This window comes from Desulforhabdus sp. TSK (assembly GCF_022836495.1).
In the GTDB taxonomy this organism is placed as follows: Bacteria; Desulfobacterota; Syntrophobacteria; order Syntrophobacterales; family Syntrophobacteraceae; genus Desulforhabdus.
On record NZ_BQXM01000019.1, the window covers coordinates 55,252 to 73,144 of the forward strand.

Annotated in this window: 17 protein-coding genes and 1 CRISPR repeat array; of the genes, 4 read left to right on the forward strand and 13 right to left on the reverse strand. The window is 56.2% G+C overall.

Annotated elements, in window-relative coordinates; all coding sequences use genetic code 11:
- Positions 1–35: 35 nt before the first annotated feature.
- Positions 36–377: a type II toxin-antitoxin system PemK/MazF family toxin gene (locus MWC30_RS12540; RefSeq protein WP_244084530.1), complete on the reverse strand. Its 342-nt coding sequence runs from the start codon at positions 375–377 to the stop codon at positions 36–38.
- Positions 370–609 carry a hypothetical protein gene (locus MWC30_RS12545; protein WP_244084531.1) on the reverse strand — a complete coding sequence of 80 codons (240 nt, stop codon included), beginning with the start codon at positions 607–609 and terminating at the stop codon, positions 370–372. Before MWC30_RS12545 ends, MWC30_RS12540 begins: the two co-directional genes overlap by 8 nt.
- Before the next feature lie 383 nt (positions 610–992).
- Between MWC30_RS12545 and MWC30_RS12550 the strand changes: the two genes are divergently transcribed.
- The 3 genes from MWC30_RS12550 (at position 993) to MWC30_RS12560 (ending at position 2,093) form a co-directional block, all read left to right on the forward strand.
- Complete coding sequence (locus MWC30_RS12550; RefSeq protein ID WP_244084532.1) at positions 993–1,256, forward strand: type II toxin-antitoxin system Phd/YefM family antitoxin; 264 nt, start codon at positions 993–995, stop codon at positions 1,254–1,256.
- The gene (locus tag MWC30_RS12555; RefSeq protein ID WP_244084533.1) at positions 1,253–1,561 is read left to right on the forward strand and encodes a type II toxin-antitoxin system RelE/ParE family toxin; all 309 of its coding nucleotides are present in this window, start codon (positions 1,253–1,255) and stop codon (positions 1,559–1,561) included. The genes MWC30_RS12550 and MWC30_RS12555 overlap by 4 nt, the downstream gene beginning before the upstream one ends.
- 301 nt (positions 1,562–1,862) lie before the next feature.
- The gene (locus MWC30_RS12560) at positions 1,863–2,093 is read left to right on the forward strand and encodes a hypothetical protein (RefSeq protein WP_244084534.1); all 231 of its coding nucleotides are present in this window, start codon (positions 1,863–1,865) and stop codon (positions 2,091–2,093) included.
- A gap of 170 nt (positions 2,094–2,263) precedes the next feature.
- Positions 2,264–5,159: a CRISPR direct-repeat array (repeat unit 29 nt; unit sequence CGGTTCATCCCCACGCGTGTGGGGAACAT).
- A 73-nt stretch (positions 5,160–5,232) separates the two neighbouring features.
- Here the strand turns inward: MWC30_RS12560 and cas2e are convergent.
- The 8 genes from cas2e to cas3 are packed head-to-tail and all read right to left on the reverse strand — an operon-like array spanning position 5,233 to position 13,569.
- On the reverse strand, positions 5,233–5,538 hold the full coding sequence (gene cas2e, locus MWC30_RS12565) for a type I-E CRISPR-associated endoribonuclease Cas2e (RefSeq protein ID WP_244084535.1): 306 nt from the start codon (positions 5,536–5,538) through the stop codon (positions 5,233–5,235).
- Positions 5,519–6,442 (reverse strand): type I-E CRISPR-associated endonuclease Cas1e, encoded by a 924-nt coding sequence (gene cas1e / locus MWC30_RS12570; protein WP_244084536.1) that lies wholly within the window; start codon positions 6,440–6,442, stop codon positions 5,519–5,521. Before cas1e ends, cas2e begins: the two co-directional genes overlap by 20 nt.
- A 55-nt stretch (positions 6,443–6,497) precedes the next feature.
- Positions 6,498–7,175, reverse strand: coding sequence for a type I-E CRISPR-associated protein Cas5/CasD (gene cas5e / locus MWC30_RS12575; RefSeq protein WP_244084537.1), 678 nt, complete (start codon positions 7,173–7,175; stop codon positions 6,498–6,500).
- A complete protein-coding gene (gene cas7e, locus MWC30_RS12580) occupies positions 7,165–8,202 on the reverse strand; it encodes a type I-E CRISPR-associated protein Cas7/Cse4/CasC (RefSeq protein WP_244084538.1) in 1,038 nt (345 codons plus the stop codon). Before cas7e ends, cas5e begins: the two co-directional genes overlap by 11 nt.
- Positions 8,203–8,219: 17 nt before the next feature.
- A complete protein-coding gene (cas6e, locus tag MWC30_RS22985; protein WP_368860841.1) occupies positions 8,220–8,948 on the reverse strand; it encodes a type I-E CRISPR-associated protein Cas6/Cse3/CasE in 729 nt (242 codons plus the stop codon).
- Entirely contained in the window at positions 8,891–9,382 is a 492-nt protein-coding gene (casB, locus tag MWC30_RS12590; RefSeq protein ID WP_244084540.1) for a type I-E CRISPR-associated protein Cse2/CasB, read from the reverse strand. The genes cas6e and casB overlap by 58 nt, the downstream gene beginning before the upstream one ends.
- Positions 9,379–11,019 carry a type I-E CRISPR-associated protein Cse1/CasA gene (casA, locus tag MWC30_RS12595; protein WP_244084541.1) on the reverse strand — a complete coding sequence of 547 codons (1,641 nt, stop codon included), beginning with the start codon at positions 11,017–11,019 and terminating at the stop codon, positions 9,379–9,381. The genes casB and casA overlap by 4 nt, the downstream gene beginning before the upstream one ends.
- Before the next feature lie 9 nt (positions 11,020–11,028).
- Positions 11,029–13,569, reverse strand: coding sequence for a CRISPR-associated helicase Cas3' (gene cas3, locus MWC30_RS12600; protein WP_244084542.1), 2,541 nt, complete (start codon positions 13,567–13,569; stop codon positions 11,029–11,031).
- A gap of 179 nt (positions 13,570–13,748) precedes the next feature.
- Here cas3 and MWC30_RS12605 point away from each other — a divergent pair, with 179 nt between their 5' ends.
- Positions 13,749–13,943 carry a hypothetical protein gene (locus tag MWC30_RS12605; RefSeq protein WP_244084543.1) on the forward strand — a complete coding sequence of 65 codons (195 nt, stop codon included), beginning with the start codon at positions 13,749–13,751 and terminating at the stop codon, positions 13,941–13,943.
- Between the two features lie 685 nt (positions 13,944–14,628).
- On the opposite strand, the gene MWC30_RS12610 is transcribed toward MWC30_RS12605, so the two are convergent.
- The 3 genes from MWC30_RS12610 to MWC30_RS12620 all read right to left on the reverse strand — a co-directional run bounded on the left by MWC30_RS12610 (position 14,629) and on the right by MWC30_RS12620 (position 17,892).
- Positions 14,629–14,865 (reverse strand): hypothetical protein, encoded by a 237-nt coding sequence (locus tag MWC30_RS12610; protein WP_244084544.1) that lies wholly within the window; start codon positions 14,863–14,865, stop codon positions 14,629–14,631.
- A 103-nt stretch (positions 14,866–14,968) separates the two neighbouring features.
- A complete protein-coding gene (locus MWC30_RS12615) occupies positions 14,969–15,955 on the reverse strand; it encodes a hypothetical protein (RefSeq protein ID WP_244084545.1) in 987 nt (328 codons plus the stop codon).
- Complete coding sequence (locus tag MWC30_RS12620) at positions 15,952–17,892, reverse strand: BatD family protein (protein ID WP_244084546.1); 1,941 nt, start codon at positions 17,890–17,892, stop codon at positions 15,952–15,954. The genes MWC30_RS12615 and MWC30_RS12620 overlap by 4 nt, the downstream gene beginning before the upstream one ends.
- Position 17,893 lies beyond the last annotated feature (1 nt).

The following is a 17,893-nucleotide window of genomic DNA, read 5'->3' on the forward strand; positions in this document are numbered from 1 at the left end:
GAGCGTGTTACATGAAGAAGGCTTTCAGATTCACATTAATCAATGCTCAGCACCACCGCCAGAGCCCTTCCGATTGAAGTCATCACAGAGTCTGAGAGCTTTCCCAGTTTGCGAACAAATCGTTCTTGCGCCAGAGAGCGCACTTGAAAAGCATCTGCCGCAGAGACCTTATCCAGCCCATTCTCAGAATTCGCTTCAATCCGGACCATCCAGGGCGCAATGCTGTATCGATCTTTCCATTCCGTGACAGGTACGATCACCTTCAGTGGCAGCAATCCCACTGCATCGTCATTCACGATGACTGCGGGCCTTGTCTTCCTGATTTCAGCTCCAACGGTTGGGTCAAGGTTAATCAGCCACACTTCGCCTCTATGCATGGAAACTCTCGCCATCGAGAATCGAAAATGCCGTCAATTCCTCATCGGATGCGTAGTCCGCAAGCAGAGCTTCGGCTGCGGCGGCGAGCTGCTTCTTCCTATCCTCTTGAGCGGGAGGAGACCCTGTTTGTTGTAGCTCTCGGCGCAGTTCCCCCAGCGCGCCTTCAATGACAACCAACCGCCGTGATGGGGCAAGCCTTTTCAATGCTTCCAGGATTTCTCTCTCAGACATCTTGTTGCCACCTTTCCAGGAACAAAAATATGACCGATGACCAGATGGACCCGTGTCGTGCCAGTAAAATCGATGCAAAATCTCAACTCTTGTCTCTCAACTCGCGTCTTCTCACGATCTCAATATGCCTCGACCTTCATACTGAGTCAAGAAAGCAGGCATGACCCCCATTATCCTTGATGAGGAGGACACGCATGAACGAGCGGCCAGGTCCAGATGGAGTACAAATGGTCCGGCAGCAGGACCCAGCCCTCGATAGTGAAGGGATGTTCCGCCCGCGTCTCCAGGACGGCGTTGCGCAGGGCATTTCGTTCTTGAACAAATCTGAATTCAGATCTATATTCAGTTCAAAAACAAACCCAAATTCATAAACAGGTGACCAGATGAAGCCGCTGTCTGTTTCCAAGAACATCGTTTCCCTATCGGAATTTAAAGCCAGGGCCTCCCAGATGCTTCATGAGGTCCAGAATTCGCATCACCCCCTTGTCATCACCCAAAACGGCAAGGCAGCCGCAGTCCTTATTTCCCCGACCGATTTTGACGCTCTCACGGAGCAGGCCCGCTTCATCGATGCCGTAGAAAAGGGCCTGGCGGATGTTCAGCAGGGGCGGGTGGTGGCGGATGAAGATCTGGATCTGGAGGCATGAAGCTCCTCTGGACTGAAACCGCCAGGCAGGATCTCCTGGATATCCGACGATATATTGCCGCCGACAACCCAGCCGCCGCCAAACGATGGATCGAACGATTGAGGGCAAGTGCCCGAAGTGCCTGCCATTCGCCGCTCGCAGGTCGAAAAGTCCCGGAATTTTCGCGCGACGATATTTGTGATCGGATCGAGGGGAACTACCGCATCGTATATCAGGTCTCTGCGGATCGGCTCATCGTCTTGACCGTTTTCGAGGGGCACGCGGTTTTCCCCATGAAAAACCCGGGCGAGCTTCCTGTCGAATAATCTACCTTTGCCGGCCCCATTTCATGGACATGATGCATGGAATGCACCCTACGCGGCTTTTGATGCTTTACTCATCTTGTTGCAGAGGCTCGCGCCATGCTTTGGCGCCCTTGTACCGTCAAGCGTTCAGGCGCGACCCTTGTCCCTCTTCCGTATCAATACAACTACTTCGTGCGAATGCTGTGAGAGGACCTTTGCCTGCGGTTCACTTTCTGCAGAATTGTATTATTGTGAGAAGAGTAAGAGGTGACAAAACCTGTTGAATGGTCAATGTCGATGACCTTGGGTCAAGGAGGCTGCCATGAAAAAGCTTGCTTGCATGAATAGCTGTGTGTTCGATAGCTTGCGAGAGCTGATGAGAGAGCATTTCTCTGTTGTTCTCGTGGCGGGTGTGTTCGGCGCGTTTTTCGCGCTTGCAGCCGAAGGGAGTGCATGGGTTCCGCTTGGAGCCGGACTCGGCATACTCCTGGCGATTGTCTACGGATACATTCCACGCATGACAGACTGTGCCGGAGCATGTCCGGTCCATTAGTCAACAAAATCTCCCATGAAGGCATGGAAGCAACTTAGACGGCTCGGGTTTTGGACTTCCGCCCTTTCCAAGGGCACGAAGTCCACTTCCGAGCCGTTCGGATTTTGAGTTTTCGGCAAGCCCCTGATCGTTCATACCATTGCCGCCGAGGGGGAGTAAATACCCTTCCTCGGCGGATCCCCACGCGTGTGGGGAACATAGGGTTGTGTTCCTGGTGGTGGAATTCACGGTCGGTTCATCCCCACGCGTGTGGGGAACATTCCACGAAGGAAAGGCATGCATTTGCAATGTCCGGTTCATCCCCACGCGTGTGGGGAACATTCTGTATCCTTTGGGACTTCGTGCAAAAACAGCGGTTCATCCCCACGCGTGTGGGGAACATTTCAGATCTCGTAACGGCATCGGCTCCACTGACGGTTCATCCCCACGCGTGTGGGGAACATTTCGGACATTTCTAGGGACTGCCAGTGCCGCGCGGTTCATCCCCACGCGTGTGGGGAACATGTCCCGCGATACTGCACCATCCCGTCCTGGACCGGTTCATCCCCACGCGTGTGGGGAACATGCCGTCTCCATCGCCAGCTCGTTCGCCCCGTTCGGTTCATCCCCACGCGTGTGGGGAACATTCAAGTGCCGGGAGAAGTACGCTGAGGAGATTCGGTTCATCCCCACGCGTGTGGGGAACATTGCCAAAGTTGATGGAGCCATCGGGAAGAGTACGGTTCATCCCCACGCGTGTGGGGAACATCACTCCCGGGGAGGAATGACGCAGGGTAGGTACGGTTCATCCCCACGCGTGTGGGGAACATACCACCGGTACCGGATATGCCGCCACCAGTGGCGGTTCATCCCCACGCGTGTGGGGAACATAACGCTGAAGAGCTCAATCCCCTGAGTGCTGGCGGTTCATCCCCACGCGTGTGGGGAACATTCGTGACTCGGTGGCGCACATTCAGGAAGTATCGGTTCATCCCCACGCGTGTGGGGAACATCTCAGAAATTGAAAAATCAGAAGACGAAGCCTCGGTTCATCCCCACGCGTGTGGGGAACATGCATGGATGGGGAGCGGATTTGGGCATTACCTCGGTTCATCCCCACGCGTGTGGGGAACATGTGATTGTCGCCCCTGGGAAATACTTTCGGACCGGTTCATCCCCACGCGTGTGGGGAACATTTGGCAGTGACTATTTCTGGCGTGAAAGATTGCGGTTCATCCCCACGCGTGTGGGGAACATGCATTCCAGGGAAAACGGGGTGTCGGTGTCAACGGTTCATCCCCACGCGTGTGGGGAACATGACTTACGTGTCATGGCGGCAGAAGGTTTTGTCGGTTCATCCCCACGCGTGTGGGGAACATACCATTCTTTATCAATGTCATTGTTCCAATCCCGGTTCATCCCCACGCGTGTGGGGAACATCCACTGAAACGCCTACAAGCGCGGTCAGGGGTCGGTTCATCCCCACGCGTGTGGGGAACATTTGTCGCCAATCACGGCGACGCCAAACACGACCGGTTCATCCCCACGCGTGTGGGGAACATCAATCCAGGCCTCGCTGAACAAGAAGTAATCACGGTTCATCCCCACGCGTGTGGGGAACATTGCAGGAATTGAAGCGCGAGGCCGACCAGGCGCGGTTCATCCCCACGCGTGTGGGGAACATTCCTTCCTCATGTACCATGCCTCTTTTAGCGACGGTTCATCCCCACGCGTGTGGGGAACATAATGCCAGAGCGCGGCAAAGGGCGAATGGGTGCGGTTCATCCCCACGCGTGTGGGGAACATCTTTCCTCATGCAGCTCGGTGGTTCGGCGAAGCGGTTCATCCCCACGCGTGTGGGGAACATCTTCAGACTGGCTGCCTCCTCCCCCAGGTGGACGGTTCATCCCCACGCGTGTGGGGAACATACAGTCCAAGAAAGACTTGTACATGCTTTATACGGTTCATCCCCACGCGTGTGGGGAACATCTGTAACCGTTACCTCGGCGGATTCGAGCATACGGTTCATCCCCACGCGTGTGGGGAACATGCTTTCACAGCATTCCACATAGCTCCGGACCGCGGTTCATCCCCACGCGTGTGGGGAACATAGTCTTTCCCACCACTGAGATTCCAAACATTTCGGTTCATCCCCACGCGTGTGGGGAACATTTAAAGCAATGGCTGAGTTCGGAGTGTGGCGTCGGTTCATCCCCACGCGTGTGGGGAACATTCGCACTTGCAGCCCAGGGCCATGTAGCGGAGCGGTTCATCCCCACGCGTGTGGGGAACATACGTTGGGGACCAGGCCGTTCATCTGCGCTGCCGGTTCATCCCCACGCGTGTGGGGAACATGCTGGAGAGTGAACCGAAAGGTTCTGGAAGTCCGGTTCATCCCCACGCGTGTGGGGAACATACTTCTCGGCCAAACTTGTCAAAGACCTTCACCGGTTCATCCCCACGCGTGTGGGGAACATTGGACCCACTTATGGGTCCTGGTACCGTTCGCCGGTTCATCCCCACGCGTGTGGGGAACATGTCCTTCAGACTGGCTGCCTCCCCCAGGTGGACGGTTCATCCCCACGCGTGTGGGGAACATGACCAGCTTCCTGTCGATCTTGCCATCCCAGCCGGTTCATCCCCACGCGTGTGGGGAACATGTTAGCCTGAGGTTAACTAACAGTTAACTATACGGTTCATCCCCACGCGTGTGGGGAACATGCCTCGTACTCTGCCTCGGTCTCACCCCAAGGCGGTTCATCCCCACGCGTGTGGGGAACATACGATGTTTTGCTGCAGGCCGTTCAGATCGATCGGTTCATCCCCACGCGTGTGGGGAACATCACCTGGAGCTCCTCGCTGGCTTCCTCGGCGTCGGTTCATCCCCACGCGTGTGGGGAACATTCCGGGAAGGTCGTTTTTCCCGACAAGAAGGGCGGTTCATCCCCACGCGTGTGGGGAACATACTCATGACACGGATTTCCTGGCCACCATGGTCGGTTCATCCCCACGCGTGTGGGGAACATGCACTTAACAAAAGGAATATGCCGAATCGCACCGGTTCATCCCCACGCGTGTGGGGAACATACTTCCTCTATCATTATGAAATGAAATGAAAATTCAGACGAGACAATCTTCACCGAAATGGGATGCTCTGACATTAGGGTTCATGAGGCTCTTCCTGTTCCTTTTGTGGCATAAAGCTTACCAGTTTGATACCGTCCATTTCAACCGGGATTCTGCGGTTGGACCCGATGGTCACAAAATCAAATCCCGATTCGGTGTTGTTGCTCCATGCCATGACAGCGTTCCCGTCCTCAATGCCCTTCTCTACTGTATGCCAGAGCATCTCGCGCACACGACGCGAATAAACTCCCACATACACTCCCGCGCGGACCTCCAGAAGCCAAACGGCCAGGCGGCCTCTCAGGCGTGGGGGAGCATTTTCAACCACGATGACCAGCATCTCCGACACCCTCCTTATTGGGTATGGCAGGCGCCACGGATTCCTCGGGAGGCTCGGGCTTCGGGATCTCACCCGCTGCCAGAACTTCCTCTATGGTGGGAATGATGCGATCGAGCAGGCGTGACTGTCGGAATGCATCGCGGCACGCCAGGCGCACTTCTCGTTCAGGCTCAGCGGGCTTCCGCGCCGCAACTCGGAAAGCCTCCGGCACCACGGTTTCAAACTTGAAAATATCCGCGATGTCGTAAACAAAAGACTGTGGCTTTCCGGTGTGAATAAACCCGATGGCCGGCGCATACCCCGCTGCCAGGATGGCTGCCTCACTGATGCCATAGAGGCATGCCGTGGCGGAGGAAAGGCAGCGATTGGGGAGGTCCCCGCTTCCCCACTGAGTATGGTCGTAATTACGATTCTTCCAGGGAACGCCGTATTGTCGCGCCAGGAGTTCATACATCTTCCGGACGCGCACGCCCTCGATGCCGCGCAATTGCTCCACACTGCGCCGCTCCGGTGGGTCTTCCTTAAAGCGCAGGCTGTACATTTTCCTGACGACTTTGAGCCGTGCAGAATCATCTAAAGCCAGCTTTGCCTGATAGAGAAGATGGTCGGCACGAGCACCACCCGGTTGTCCGGAAGCATAAAGTCGAACTCCCGCTTCCCCGACCCATACCAGAAGACATCCCACACGAGAGGCCAGGGTTACCGCAGCATGGGATACTCGGGTCCCCGGCTCCAGCATGAGGCACGCAACACCACCGACAGGAATATGTGTGCGTACGCCGTTTTTATCGATCATTACAAATGCTCCGTCGAGTACATCCAGGTTTCCCTTTTCGGCGAAGAGCACTGAAACACGGTCTTTGATGGGGATGGGTTTTAAGGGAGGAAGAACGGGTCCCTCCATTTGGATGCCTCCTGCTTCGGTTGGTCTATCGTGGAAACCTTTTCATACGAGCGGGTCATGATCTGCGTCCCTGGATGGCTCTGACTCTTCTGGGGGAGAACAGTCTTCCTTCGATGGCAAATGATTCCGGCACGTCGGGAAGAGAATCGCGGCCTTCGGCGAAATTTTCGACTTCTTCCTGGCGTGTAAACAATTCCAATGGAGCATCCCCGATGAGGAGGCGCAATGCGTCGACCCGACTGTCTTTCAAGCCGACAAAGACCGGTACGGATGGAATACAGGATTTTCGTCCGAGCCAGATGCCCCATTTGGGGTCTTCGAGAGCCGCGGCGATTTCAGTCAGCAATTCGGCATCTCCCTGGAGTAAAACTCCGAAGGCTGCGTCCGTCAGGTACTGACGGAAGGTGAGGACGCAATCGTTGTTGACCGCTCCACTCGCCCGTCTTGTTTTCTGGACGGTGTGGTAGTCCTGAAGCCGGCGAACGGGCAATTCCTTCCTCACACCCTGACGGGGGATCGCAATAGCGGTCATCCTCAATGTTCTGAAAGAGGCGAGGAAATTTCGTTCCCCCTCAGTCCCTCTTGCCAGGCCGAGCGCGGCACAGCAGATCCCCGCGATACCGCTCCTTGTAGGCATGAGTCCCGTATGGCGACGATTGTACTGGCTGTCGAAGCCCCAGGACTGAAGAGGGCCTTCCAGACGAAGAACCAGGAATGCGATATCAGACGACATGAGTCTCCACCTCGTCAAGGAATGCCTTCAAGTTGACATCGGGAATGGCCTTATGGAATACGGCTTCGATGCCCCAGGTATCGGTGAGCTTTTGGTACTCGGTTTTGAGCCGCTCAATAGACGTGGTGACATACCCCTGGGAGGACCGCACAGGATTCTCGAATGCGTTGACCAACTGAATGGGATGACCTTTTTCCCTTACTATACCGAAGACATAGACCGGGAGTGTGTTGCCGTTCATGGTGTTTTTTCGGGCGCCGGGAATGGCTTTGATGGTCGCCTCTACAAAAACTCGGACGACGTTCTTGCGTTCTTCCTGTGTCATTGCCGCGAGATGCTCCGTATCGGCCAGCATATCGAGATTAAGCGCGGCAAAGCGATAGTACGTGGCGGAATTGAACTCCAGGGTACTCGTCATGCCCGCCCCTGACTCCTCTCTCGGTTGCAGGTCATCGACTGCGGAAAAGAAGTCGATTTCGTTATCGACTTTATGGGTGGAAAGAGCGTGTGAGAACATGGAAGCCGCTTCTACTGTAAGAGAGTGGTCGTTTGCAACCATGCGGCCAAAGATGGAAATATCCGCAGCATCTTTCAAGGATTTTGCATCGATGGATTTGAGGGCCTTTTTTGCATCTTTTGTCTCGGCATAACCTTTTGCGAGAGTTTGAAGCTCGAGGGGCGACATGAAATATAGAGTCGTCGACTTCACCTTATCGGTTGACTTGCTGTCAAGTTTCACGAGCGCATCGATGATTTTCTTTGCTCCCTCGTCAGCTTCGGGAGTGGAAAGGCCCTCACTTTCCATTTCCTTGACAAGGGGATCAAACATCAGCCGGGTTCGCTCCCCTTTGAAGTGTTGGGGAGCTAACTCCTTGGCCATCTCCCGAATCGCCCGTTTCCAGGACTGGCTGGACACTCTGGCTCTTTGGACGCCGCCGAAGACGGCAGTCTTGGGTGAATTGAGGTCATCACGGTTCAGACAGGCAACGGGAACGGATTGGATGATGTGCAGTTCAAGATGTTTCACGACAATTCTCCTTGTCTCTACTGTATGGATATTTTGACCGGAGCAATCAGCAGCATGCCGAAGCCAAAACCTTTGGCGCTGCCTATTCCGGAATGGTAGGTTTCAACAAATCTTTCTCTATCGGTAACCTCCAGAATGCCTCTGAACTGAACGCCACCGTGGTAACCAGATTGACCATTCCTTCGGAAATGACTTTCTACCATTGGGCTGATTTCCAGGGGTTTTTCTCCGAGAATACGGAAACCACCCGGTATGTCCTGCCCCGTTTCTTGATCACGGCACCGGCCCCGGCCTTTTCGTTCAAGCCACTCGCGCAGTTCATCACGGTCAACCAGTGGGATCCGCTTGCCCTGGCGTTTTCGAGCACCACTGGCGTCGCGTTGCACGAGACATTTCGTGGGGTTGGCCCGCAGATCGAAAGCGTAGAAACGGTGAGAAAAGAAGGCTGGGGCGATTTCTTTGGATGCAAAGCAGTCTGATGGACACCAGCCTGGTCGCATAGGTCTTCTGGGTGAAAGGATCCAGAGTCGGAAGGCCCCTTCCAGTGGATCGATTCGCGTGAGGAAATGGCGCCGTGCATCCGGTGTTCCGGGAAAGCAATCCCAAAGTCTCTTGTGCCAGCCATAGCTGTCAAATATCCCCTCTGATCTTGCGATTTCAGCATCCAATTCCATATGTACAAGCCAGCTCATGCCTCCTCCTCGCCGGGCGGTTCCGTGCCTTGTGCCCAAAAGGCGGTCGCCCATCGTGTCCGGGTATGATCGCTCCAGAACCTCAGATCCCTTTCCAACTGAACATAGTCGATGGGAACGCCTTGAGATTTCGCCATCACAACGAGCCTCAGCACGCGGTCCTTCAGTTCCTGCCCCTTTTCGGCCGTCAGCAAATGCTGGAATCGCCGTTCCGTGGGGGTGAGCCGATTGTCGTCACCTCTTCTGTCCCCGCGTTTTTGCTCAATAGCCTTGCAAGTGGCCCCGAGATTGCCATTCGATGCCTCTTCGGGATGCATGGCGAAGAGGCCGGCCACATAAGCCGAAACGTCGTCATCGATCCTTACGCCCAATCGATTCAGTGCAGGCCATGCACGATGTTTCTTGCTGGCCACATGAATGCACCGGAGGTTGGCCATCATCCCCCGGTCATCCCTGTATTTGCGGAGTCGTTCGAAAAGCCCGTTCATACCGCATCCTCCTTCATTTCATGCGTAACCGGTTCGTGTGAATGTCGACTCCCGGTCAATTTCTGCCATCCCTCGGCAAAGGCTCTCATCTGGCGAGGAGTCCCCTGGCCGCAGGCAATCCGGTACGCTTCACGAGCTGCGGAAGAGAGCATTTTTCTCCAGGCTTCGCGAGTGGGAATGGCAGCATCGGAGCCGATCGCCTCGATGTGCTCCATCAGGAGCGGGAGGTTCTTTTCGACTGTGGTCCAGTAGGATAGCAATGCCGTCTGTGCCACTCTGTCTCTCAAAGTACCCTGGTCTCTCGCCTGCGCTCGTTTGACCCTGGAATTCCAATCGTTGTCTATAGTTTGACGGTAGACCTCGATAGCCATGCGAAGTCGTCGTGCATATCCTTCCGCGCCGGGTGCCCCGCTCGTTCCCACGACTTCAGCATGATAGACGGCAGTACGGATTTGGAATGCCGGAGTGATGTGAAAGACCGACTCTACGGCGATGTCCATGGATGCCTGGTCGCGGGTGATCGCACAGACATGGAAGTCGAAAGGGGAATCCAGCGGGGCGTTCGCCATGGCCAAGGGGCCCCCAAGCCCTTCCGTGGATCGTTTTACAACGAGTGAGGAAAGCTCTCGCCATAAGGCTTTGGTGGATTCCGCCTTCACGACCTTTCGTTCCATGGTCTCCGCCCCCTTCTTGTCTTTCCTGGTGACCACTTGTACGGCGGCTGTCGGCTCTGAAGCAAAACCATCTCTGAATGTTTCATATTTGAATCCGTTACAGCAATACATTTGATCGGAGCCCGGAATCAAGCGTATCCAACGTGCCAGGGGCGTGAGCCGACCGATGTATGTCTTCGTTGCATTCTCAACCCTGTTCGAATGATTGTCAGGCGATTCAGGGAAAAACTCCCAGACCGGTCTGCCCAGCGGTACTGGTGTAAGAGTGACCCCATCCTTCTTATTTGTTGAGAATATTCTGTAATATAATTTCACGGTCTCGTAGGTCGGCAGATTCAAGTGCAGCGTCTCTTGCAGTGTCTTTCCCCGCAACAGGCAATGGGCCATGGATTGCGACAGGCAGGGGGCATCAGGATTTCCAACTTGAGAGGTCTTGACATTTTTCCATTGTGCGACGGGCGATCCTCCACCTGAAGAAAAGTTTTGAAAAGTAAGCAGGTTCAACGCTGTTTGCCCGGGTTCAATGTGGCGGAAGATCCTTTGCCCACCATGGTCGTAAAGTGTTGAATTATTTCCCGTCGCCAGTTCAAAAGCGAGGAGGGACACCGGAGATGTCTTGCCGGGCTTATCTCCTCCTTTTTCCGTTCCTCTCAACCCGGCCACCTGCAGCCATGGCTTTTCCGGATGAAACAGTTCAAAGGAATCCTTCCACTCCAGCAGGTACCTTGCTGCCGCGTCAGGCAAGCGGTGCGGCACCTCACACCATTCGTCGTAATCCTTGGGTCCTTCCAGCGCCGCGTGGGCTACACCTAGAAATAGCCGCATCAAAGAGACCCGTTCATGCGGGCGTACCGACAGATCCGTAAACCGCTCACCCTCCGTGAGGATGGCAAGCAAACTTGCCCGCTGCCGTCTGCCCGAGGCATCGACGACGGGAATCCATGGGTCAAAAGCAACATTCATATCCCCTCCTTATGGGGTGGCCCTTTCGATGACCAGCCCCATTTCATCTGAATAGAAAAGACGGATTCCCCTCTTGAGACCCTTGACCTCGATCACTCCGTTCTCTCCAAGGATTCCTGCGCTCTGATTACCGTAGAGATAATCGGTAAAACCAGAAAATGGATGAATCCGCTCGAAGCAATATTCCGGCACCTTCACCAGGTTCTTCTGAATCGCCTGAGCGGTAGTGAGTCGATACTCCTCGTTGCCCAATCTTGCCCTGTCCTGATCGGCAAAGACCGCTTCATGGCCTGTGACAGACCGGCAAAGGACCAAAGAGATGGTCGGCAATTCGTTCAGGCGGGTCTGAACCCCTTCCTCGTCTTCGAGCTCCACTTGCCAAAGATTGCTGTTTCGATGCGCCATCATCTTTTTCGCGGAGTCTGTTCCGAACCATTCGAAGGAAAGCTGTTGCCACGAATCGGGTTCTTCATCGGCATCCCTGTAGGTCGATGCAATCAAGTCCCGTATTTGCGAGGGTATGGAAACCTGGCGGTGTGCCCGCCAGACCTCGAGAGAGCGCAGAAGCACGTAAGGGGCGTAGACTTTGGCCTTATTCCCCAATGCCTCCATGATGGCTTTCGGCTCCATGGCTCGTAGCTCTTCCAGGCTCCTGGTCTCCTTGAGGATATACATGCGCGCCTTATCATTCGGACGATTTCTCCTCTCATGACGCCATAGTCGCCCGAGGCGCTGGAGGAGCATATCGGTGGGGGCGAGCTCGGTCACCAGCAAATCTGCGTCGAGATCGACACTCTGTTCAACCACCTGGGTGGAAAAGAGGATCGAGCCACAGCGTGTGGCGCCGCTTTTACCGAGCCGCTCCATCCATTCCTGTTCCAGCGCTTCACGTCGCCGGAAAGGGAACCGGGCATGAAGAAGACCCATGGGAAAATCACCATGAGGGAGCTCTTTGAAGTGCCGATACTCTTTTTGTGCCGCATCGACAGTATTGCATATCCATAGGACGGCTCCACCCTTTTGGGCAAGTGAAATTGCCTGTCCGGCAGCATCTTCGGCAGTAACGAAATCGACATCCACTATCCTTGATTTCGGGGGGCTTGCAGCGATGGGCTCAAGGCAACGCCCTTCCTGTCGCCCAGTGATGAGGGGGTAAGGGAGTTGCCCCTCATCGGCCGTCCTGTCGGGAAGGGAGGTTATTTGTGCGCGCCGCTTTTCCGTCAACGTAGCGGAGAGAACAATGACCGTACAGAACAGTCCTTCGAGAACGGTGATCAGTTTGTCGATGAGTGTACCCGTATAGAGATCGTAGGAGTGCACTTCATCGAGGATCACGACTTTGCCGGCAAGGGCGAAGTGGCGTACGAAGAAATGCTTCGCGGCGACAACACTCAAGAGTGCCTGGTCGACTGTACCCACACCGAATGGGGCAAGCAATGCCCGCTTGGTGGAGGCGAACCAGTTCCGACTGATCCTTGCGTCATCGCGAGTTGTGCCCAGCTTTTCTGTGGTGGATGGCCTCAATTCCATGGCAGGCTCCATGAGCCAGGAGTTGCCGTGAATGAGGCGGCTGGTCGGTGCTGCCGGAGCAATCTGGCGCAGGAATTCGTTCATGCGGAGATGAATCCGGTTGCTGGTGGCCTGCGTGGGGAGGGCGAAGTAGATCCCCCTCGCTTTCCCCGCAGCCATCAACTGATAGCCTGCGCCCAGGGCCGCTTCGGTTTTTCCCATGCCCATCGGCGCCTCGATGACATAAACGCCGGGGCCGGTGATGGTTGCGAGTGCTTTTGACTGCATCGAATTGGGTGGAAACCTAAAAATCGTCTCAAAGGAGAGGCCCTTCTCGATGGACGGTGGGAGGAAACCGATGGTCTCGATGGCTTTTTGAGCAAGGGCAGGGGTGTTTTCATCTTCCATCCTGTGAGCTGGGGAGAAGAACCTTTCGTCGGAGCCGATCCAGTCGGCGACGCTGGTGATTCCGGCGACCCACCAAAGGGCGGGCGAATCTTCAGATAAGGTGGGGAGCAGACCCTCCCGCGCAAAATATTCCCAAATTCTGTCAGCGTTGGCCACTCGCTCGGCATCCCAGTCGATTGCGCTTTGATCTTCTGAAATAGGCTTTGGAGGACGATACCCGCGGTCGTTGGGGGGATTGAGTCGGCCATGATGGGCTCCAAGAGCGGTTGAAAGGAACTTGGCTGTTTTTCGCTCAAAACCCTTTCCGGCAAGAAAACTTTGAACTGCAGCGTGAGTCACTTTGCCATGGTCTTTTTCCATGGCGGTGTCCCAACACCCATTGCGCGCAACCTTCGTCAGACCGTTGTCTTCGAGCCATGCCTCACATTTTCTCTGGAATCCCGGGGATATTTTGCCAAGGTCATGGAGTGCGGCAAGAGCCCCGACAATGGATGAAGTCAAGTGGAAACGATCGAGGAGGCCAGGCGAGATTTGGGCGATTGTCTCTGCAACACATCCTACATTGACCATGTGTTCGTAAACGGAAATACCCGGCTTGCCGTCAGCGACGGTTTTTGCCCAGAAATGGAGCATCGTATTCCTCTTTTCTCTTATTGCCTGTGGTTGTGCGACCCCCTCCCCAGGGCAATTGCACGACATAAGTGCATGAGCAAAAGAAATGTGACGTCCTTTGCCCCACAGGTCATCAACTTGATCGACTATGTAGAGGGCAGTTGGACAACATTTCCACGAACAAATCCATGGAGCCACGTATGAGCACAGCCGTACAAAACCTGATCAACTCCTTCGATCGTCTGCCCCCTGGTGAAAAACGTGAAGCCATTGTTCAGATCCTGCGACGCAGCCGGGACCTTGACTTCCCGCCATTGTCGGACGACAAGCTCATAGAATCCGCGGAATCGGTTTTCTTGATGCCGGACGCCAGGGAGGCTTCCAGCGGTGATTAACCCGGCACGCGGTGAAGTCAGGAGGGTGGATCTTGGGGCTTCGGCAACGGTCAGGCCATGCCTGGTGGTGAGCGTCCCGCTCGAAGTCGGTGACAGGGCGCTTGTGGTCCTGGTGCCGGTTCATCCCGACGCCTGTGGGGAACATCTGGGCGGTTCTCGAACCGCCCCTACACGTTTCGGTTCATTCCCACGCATGTGGGGGACATAAGATCGGAAGACCGTTGGGGGCATCCTGCGAAGACATCCGGGCACACCCCAGTTGCGGTTGCCTTTACCATATGCTTAATCTTTCAGCCTTTAATGCATGAAAACGGCAGCCATGTCCCTTCAAAAATGAGTGGCCGGCAAAAAAAGTCGCCACCCCCTGAACATTTACGTACATAAACCTCGGAGACTTGTTTTCATCGTGCAGGGTGGTGTCCTCGGAATGAGAATTTATGTGGATCGGAATGAGAGTTTGTATGGAAATGTAGGCAGGACGGGAAAGAATCCCGCCCCATAACCCCCGCATCGCGTGTTGGTGCATTCCCATGCGATTTTTTGTAAAGCCCCAGAGATCCCTCCATGTCCTCGTCCTTCTCCTATCACCAGACCGTATGCATTCCAGAGAGTTGGATCTTTCGATCCCGGCTTATCAAGGGGAGCTCCATGCACAGGGCTGTCGCGGCAATGATGCGGTCCGACATCAGATATCCTCCCGAGGGAGCTCCGCCCAGACTTCCCGGCGGGCCTCGGAAATCGTGTCTTCGGTGAGATCCAAGCCTCGCCAGAGCCCACGCAGGGACCTCCGTGTCGCAACCTTTGGGGCTTTCAAACCACGTTCAATTTCCGGTGCGATGCGTTCAATCAACCGCACCTTGTCCAAAAGCGAAAGCTGTTTAGCCAATGCAATGACTTTTTCAAAAGTAGCCGTGTTTTCCATGGGGCAACTCCACTCGACGCGGTATCCTGCCAAAACTCTGTTTATGGGGGTCTCAAAGGCTCAAACATCGAATTGCCGGACGTGCTTTACCACCCCCTGCTCCTCACACCAATTCCCCGGTCGATTCCGGGATCCAGCAGCGCTGCCCGTCGGGGAGCTCGATGTGGTACCAGCCGGTGCGTTTTTCCAGGAGGGTGAATTCCGTGCCGGCGTGGAGGGGGGCCTTGAAGGCGGGCTCGAAGGTGGTGCTGTCTCCCTTGCGGGCGGTGACTTCTTCTGCGAGGATGACCCCGGCGGGCCGGCGGGATTCCTGGTATGCATTCACGGCCAGGGAGCCGGCGAAGAGGAGGCTCAACATGGCGAAGGCCGCCATGGCGAGGCGCAGTCCCGCGGCCCGCCTGAACAGGTAGACGCCGGCGCAGACCCAGATCGCGTTGAAAAACAGCAGGAAAAGCAGGGTACGGGTGAAAAAGCCGGTGTCATAGTGCCAGAAAAAGAGGGTTTGAAACAGCCGGGCCTGGGGCTTTGGCTGGATGGTGTCGGTGCACCGACTGCGGGCAAAGGCCAGATTTTGCTGGAGATTCGCGTCGTGTGGAATCCATTTTTCCGCCCTGCGGTAGTTCAAGACGGCTTTGCCCAGGTCCCCGAGCCGGAAATAGGTATTTCCCAAATTATAGAACAACTTGCCGTTTTCGATGCCCCCCTCCCTCACGATGCCCTCAAAGGAGAGCGCCGCCTTGCGGAAAAGCTGCCGGGCTTCCTCCGGCTGGGTTTTCAGGAGCTCGTTTCCCTGGCGGAACGCGTTTTCCCCGTCACGGTACAGGCTCCACAGGAGGCTCTGGTCCGCGCTCATGGCCTCGAGGGGGACGACGAGTGTCAAAAGCCCCAGGAGAAGGGCAAATATACTACGAACGGGTAAAATCCTGACTTTTGTAGGAGCGGCTTCCAGCCGCGATTCTATTGGGAGCCGGCTAGTGCAATCGCGGCTGGAAGCCGCTCCTACGAGGTCATCGATAAGCCAGGATCTCATCCGTTTGGAATATGGGAATGCCTTGATGCTGCTGCCTTTGGATATAGTGTTGATGATCATATGGAAATCTTCCGCTCCAGGGCTTCGATGATCTGCATGGCCTCGCGCTCCAGGTCCTCGAGGGATTCTCCGCTCGCCGATGAGGGCCCGGAAGCTCCCCCGCCGTACCGTCCCTGCTCACACCGGGCGAAGAGCTGCTCCAGGCGGTGGAGGACGGCTTCGTCCACTCCCCGGGCGGCCAGCAGTCCCCGGACATCCTGGAAAGTCAAGGCCGCTCCCTCTTTTTTCAACTTATCACCGAGATACTGCCGGACCGCTTGGAGGATCCGGGCGTACGCCTCGCCGCCCGCCGAGGAGGTGTCGTCTTGCACCCCTTTCATGTTTCGCTTGAAGGCCTGGAGCGCTCTCCTGGCGCGGAACCTGTCCGGGTCGGCCACCCTCTCCCGATGCCTGCGCATGGCCAGGAAAAGCACCACGTAAAGGGAAAAGGGGAGGGTCAGCGCCGCCAGCCACAGGGGGGAGCGCAGCACCGTCGAAACCCCGAACTTCTGGTTCACCAGCAGGTCCGGCCCTTCGTAGTTGTGGGCGATCCCCTGGGACCAGGCTTCCAGCTCGTTCCTGGCGGCCGGGGCCGGCATCCGCCCCTCGGCATCCGAAGCCGTCACCACCCGCGTCGGCTTGACCTGCAGCGGAATGGGCGGGCTTTGAGCCACCTGGTACTTCCCCTGCTCCGGGTCGAAGGTGGCAAACCGCAGGGGGGGAATCGCCGTGACGGAGTCGCTTTTTGCCCGGAGGGTCTGGGTGAAGGTTTTGACTCCGTCTTTCACGACGCCTGCAGCCATTTCTTCGGGAACCTTGAATTCTTTTTCCAGCGTATCGTTATGAAAAAGGGACGCCGGCTGGATGCTCTCGAGATTGCCCGACCCCTTGATGGAGACGGTCAGTGTGATGGGGTCCCCCACATTCACCTGGGTGGGGTGCGCAGCGACCTCCATGTGAAAACGACCGACAGCACCGGAAAAATCCTTCGGCCTGCCCTCAGCGGGGAGAGGCAGCACCGTCAGGGAGAGGGGCTCCGACCGGGCCACGAAGGTCTTGAAAATTTCTCGGCGTCCAGGCCTGAAAAAATCGTCGTTCATGAAATCGTCCATCGGATTGCCGCTTCGCCTGCGCGGATCACGGGCGATCCCGGTCAGGGCCTTGCAGGATACACTGGATGGGGGGACTTCCAGAGTGCCGGGCTGGGAGGCGGACACCACTTTGGTGAATGAAAGGGTCATGTATTCCCTGCCGTTGGTGCTTTCCCGTCCTTTTTCGCCGATGGCCGTTCCCTGGCCCAGGGGGACCTGGTAGTACTGCTTTCCGTTACCCTGGTCCACCTGGGGGTCCGAAAAAACCAGGCCGGGGACTTCCAGGATGGGCAGGTGAAAGGCGAAATCCTTGACATCGCGCGCCAGGTACCACGTCACCGTCATGCGCACGGGTTCTCCCACGTAGAACCGGGTCTTGGAAAAAGAGACCTTCAGGTGAAAATCCTCGGTGGTTTCCGGCGGCTCCACCTGGAGGAGGATCGGCTGTGTCGGGTAGGTTTTTCCATCCACCGGCACGGACAATGAAGGAATCGTGATGCGGCCGGTCTTCTTCGGGGTCAGCTGAAAGGAAAGCACATACCCGTGGGTTTCTACCTTGCTCATCCGGCCGTTGACGATGGTGATGGATGAGCTGCTGTTGCTCCGGCTCCCCAGGGATTCCACTGAAAAATCATGGAGGGCGCTCATATCCGGCGGCTGCGTCGCCGGGGAGACGTCCTGTCCTTCCACCTGGATTTGGAGCAGGAAGGGCTCCCCCAGGGTGACGGTTACCCTTTCCACCAGAGCCCGGACGGAGATGTCCGCAGCGCCCCATGCACCCTGGCCGGCTCCCGCGGCGAAAACCAGGGCGCAGGCCGCCAGCAGCACCATCGCATGGCGTCCCGTCAGCATTTTAAGCCTGTTCATC

Coding starts and splice junctions, on each gene's coding strand:
- MWC30_RS12540 (WP_244084530.1), bottom strand. CDS start 377: ATGCATAGAGGCGAAGTGTGGCTGATTAACCTTGACCCAACCGTTGGA.
- MWC30_RS12545 (WP_244084531.1), bottom strand. CDS start 609: ATGTCTGAGAGAGAAATCCTGGAAGCATTGAAAAGGCTTGCCCCATCA.
- MWC30_RS12550 (WP_244084532.1), top strand. CDS start 993: ATGAAGCCGCTGTCTGTTTCCAAGAACATCGTTTCCCTATCGGAATTT.
- MWC30_RS12555 (WP_244084533.1), top strand. CDS start 1,253: ATGAAGCTCCTCTGGACTGAAACCGCCAGGCAGGATCTCCTGGATATC.
- MWC30_RS12560 (WP_244084534.1), top strand. CDS start 1,863: ATGAAAAAGCTTGCTTGCATGAATAGCTGTGTGTTCGATAGCTTGCGA.
- cas2e (WP_244084535.1), bottom strand. CDS start 5,538: ATGCTGGTCATCGTGGTTGAAAATGCTCCCCCACGCCTGAGAGGCCGC.
- cas1e (WP_244084536.1), bottom strand. CDS start 6,442: ATGGAGGGACCCGTTCTTCCTCCCTTAAAACCCATCCCCATCAAAGAC.
- cas5e (WP_244084537.1), bottom strand. CDS start 7,175: ATGTCGTCTGATATCGCATTCCTGGTTCTTCGTCTGGAAGGCCCTCTT.
- cas6e (WP_368860841.1), bottom strand. CDS start 8,948: ATGGGCGACCGCCTTTTGGGCACAAGGCACGGAACCGCCCGGCGAGGA.
- casB (WP_244084540.1), bottom strand. CDS start 9,382: ATGAACGGGCTTTTCGAACGACTCCGCAAATACAGGGATGACCGGGGG.
- casA (WP_244084541.1), bottom strand. CDS start 11,019: ATGAATGTTGCTTTTGACCCATGGATTCCCGTCGTCGATGCCTCGGGC.
- cas3 (WP_244084542.1), bottom strand. CDS start 13,569: ATGCTCCATTTCTGGGCAAAAACCGTCGCTGACGGCAAGCCGGGTATT.
- MWC30_RS12605 (WP_244084543.1), top strand. CDS start 13,749: ATGAGCACAGCCGTACAAAACCTGATCAACTCCTTCGATCGTCTGCCC.
- MWC30_RS12610 (WP_244084544.1), bottom strand. CDS start 14,865: ATGGAAAACACGGCTACTTTTGAAAAAGTCATTGCATTGGCTAAACAG.
- MWC30_RS12615 (WP_244084545.1), bottom strand. CDS start 15,955: ATGATCATCAACACTATATCCAAAGGCAGCAGCATCAAGGCATTCCCA.
- MWC30_RS12620 (WP_244084546.1), bottom strand. CDS start 17,892: ATGAACAGGCTTAAAATGCTGACGGGACGCCATGCGATGGTGCTGCTG.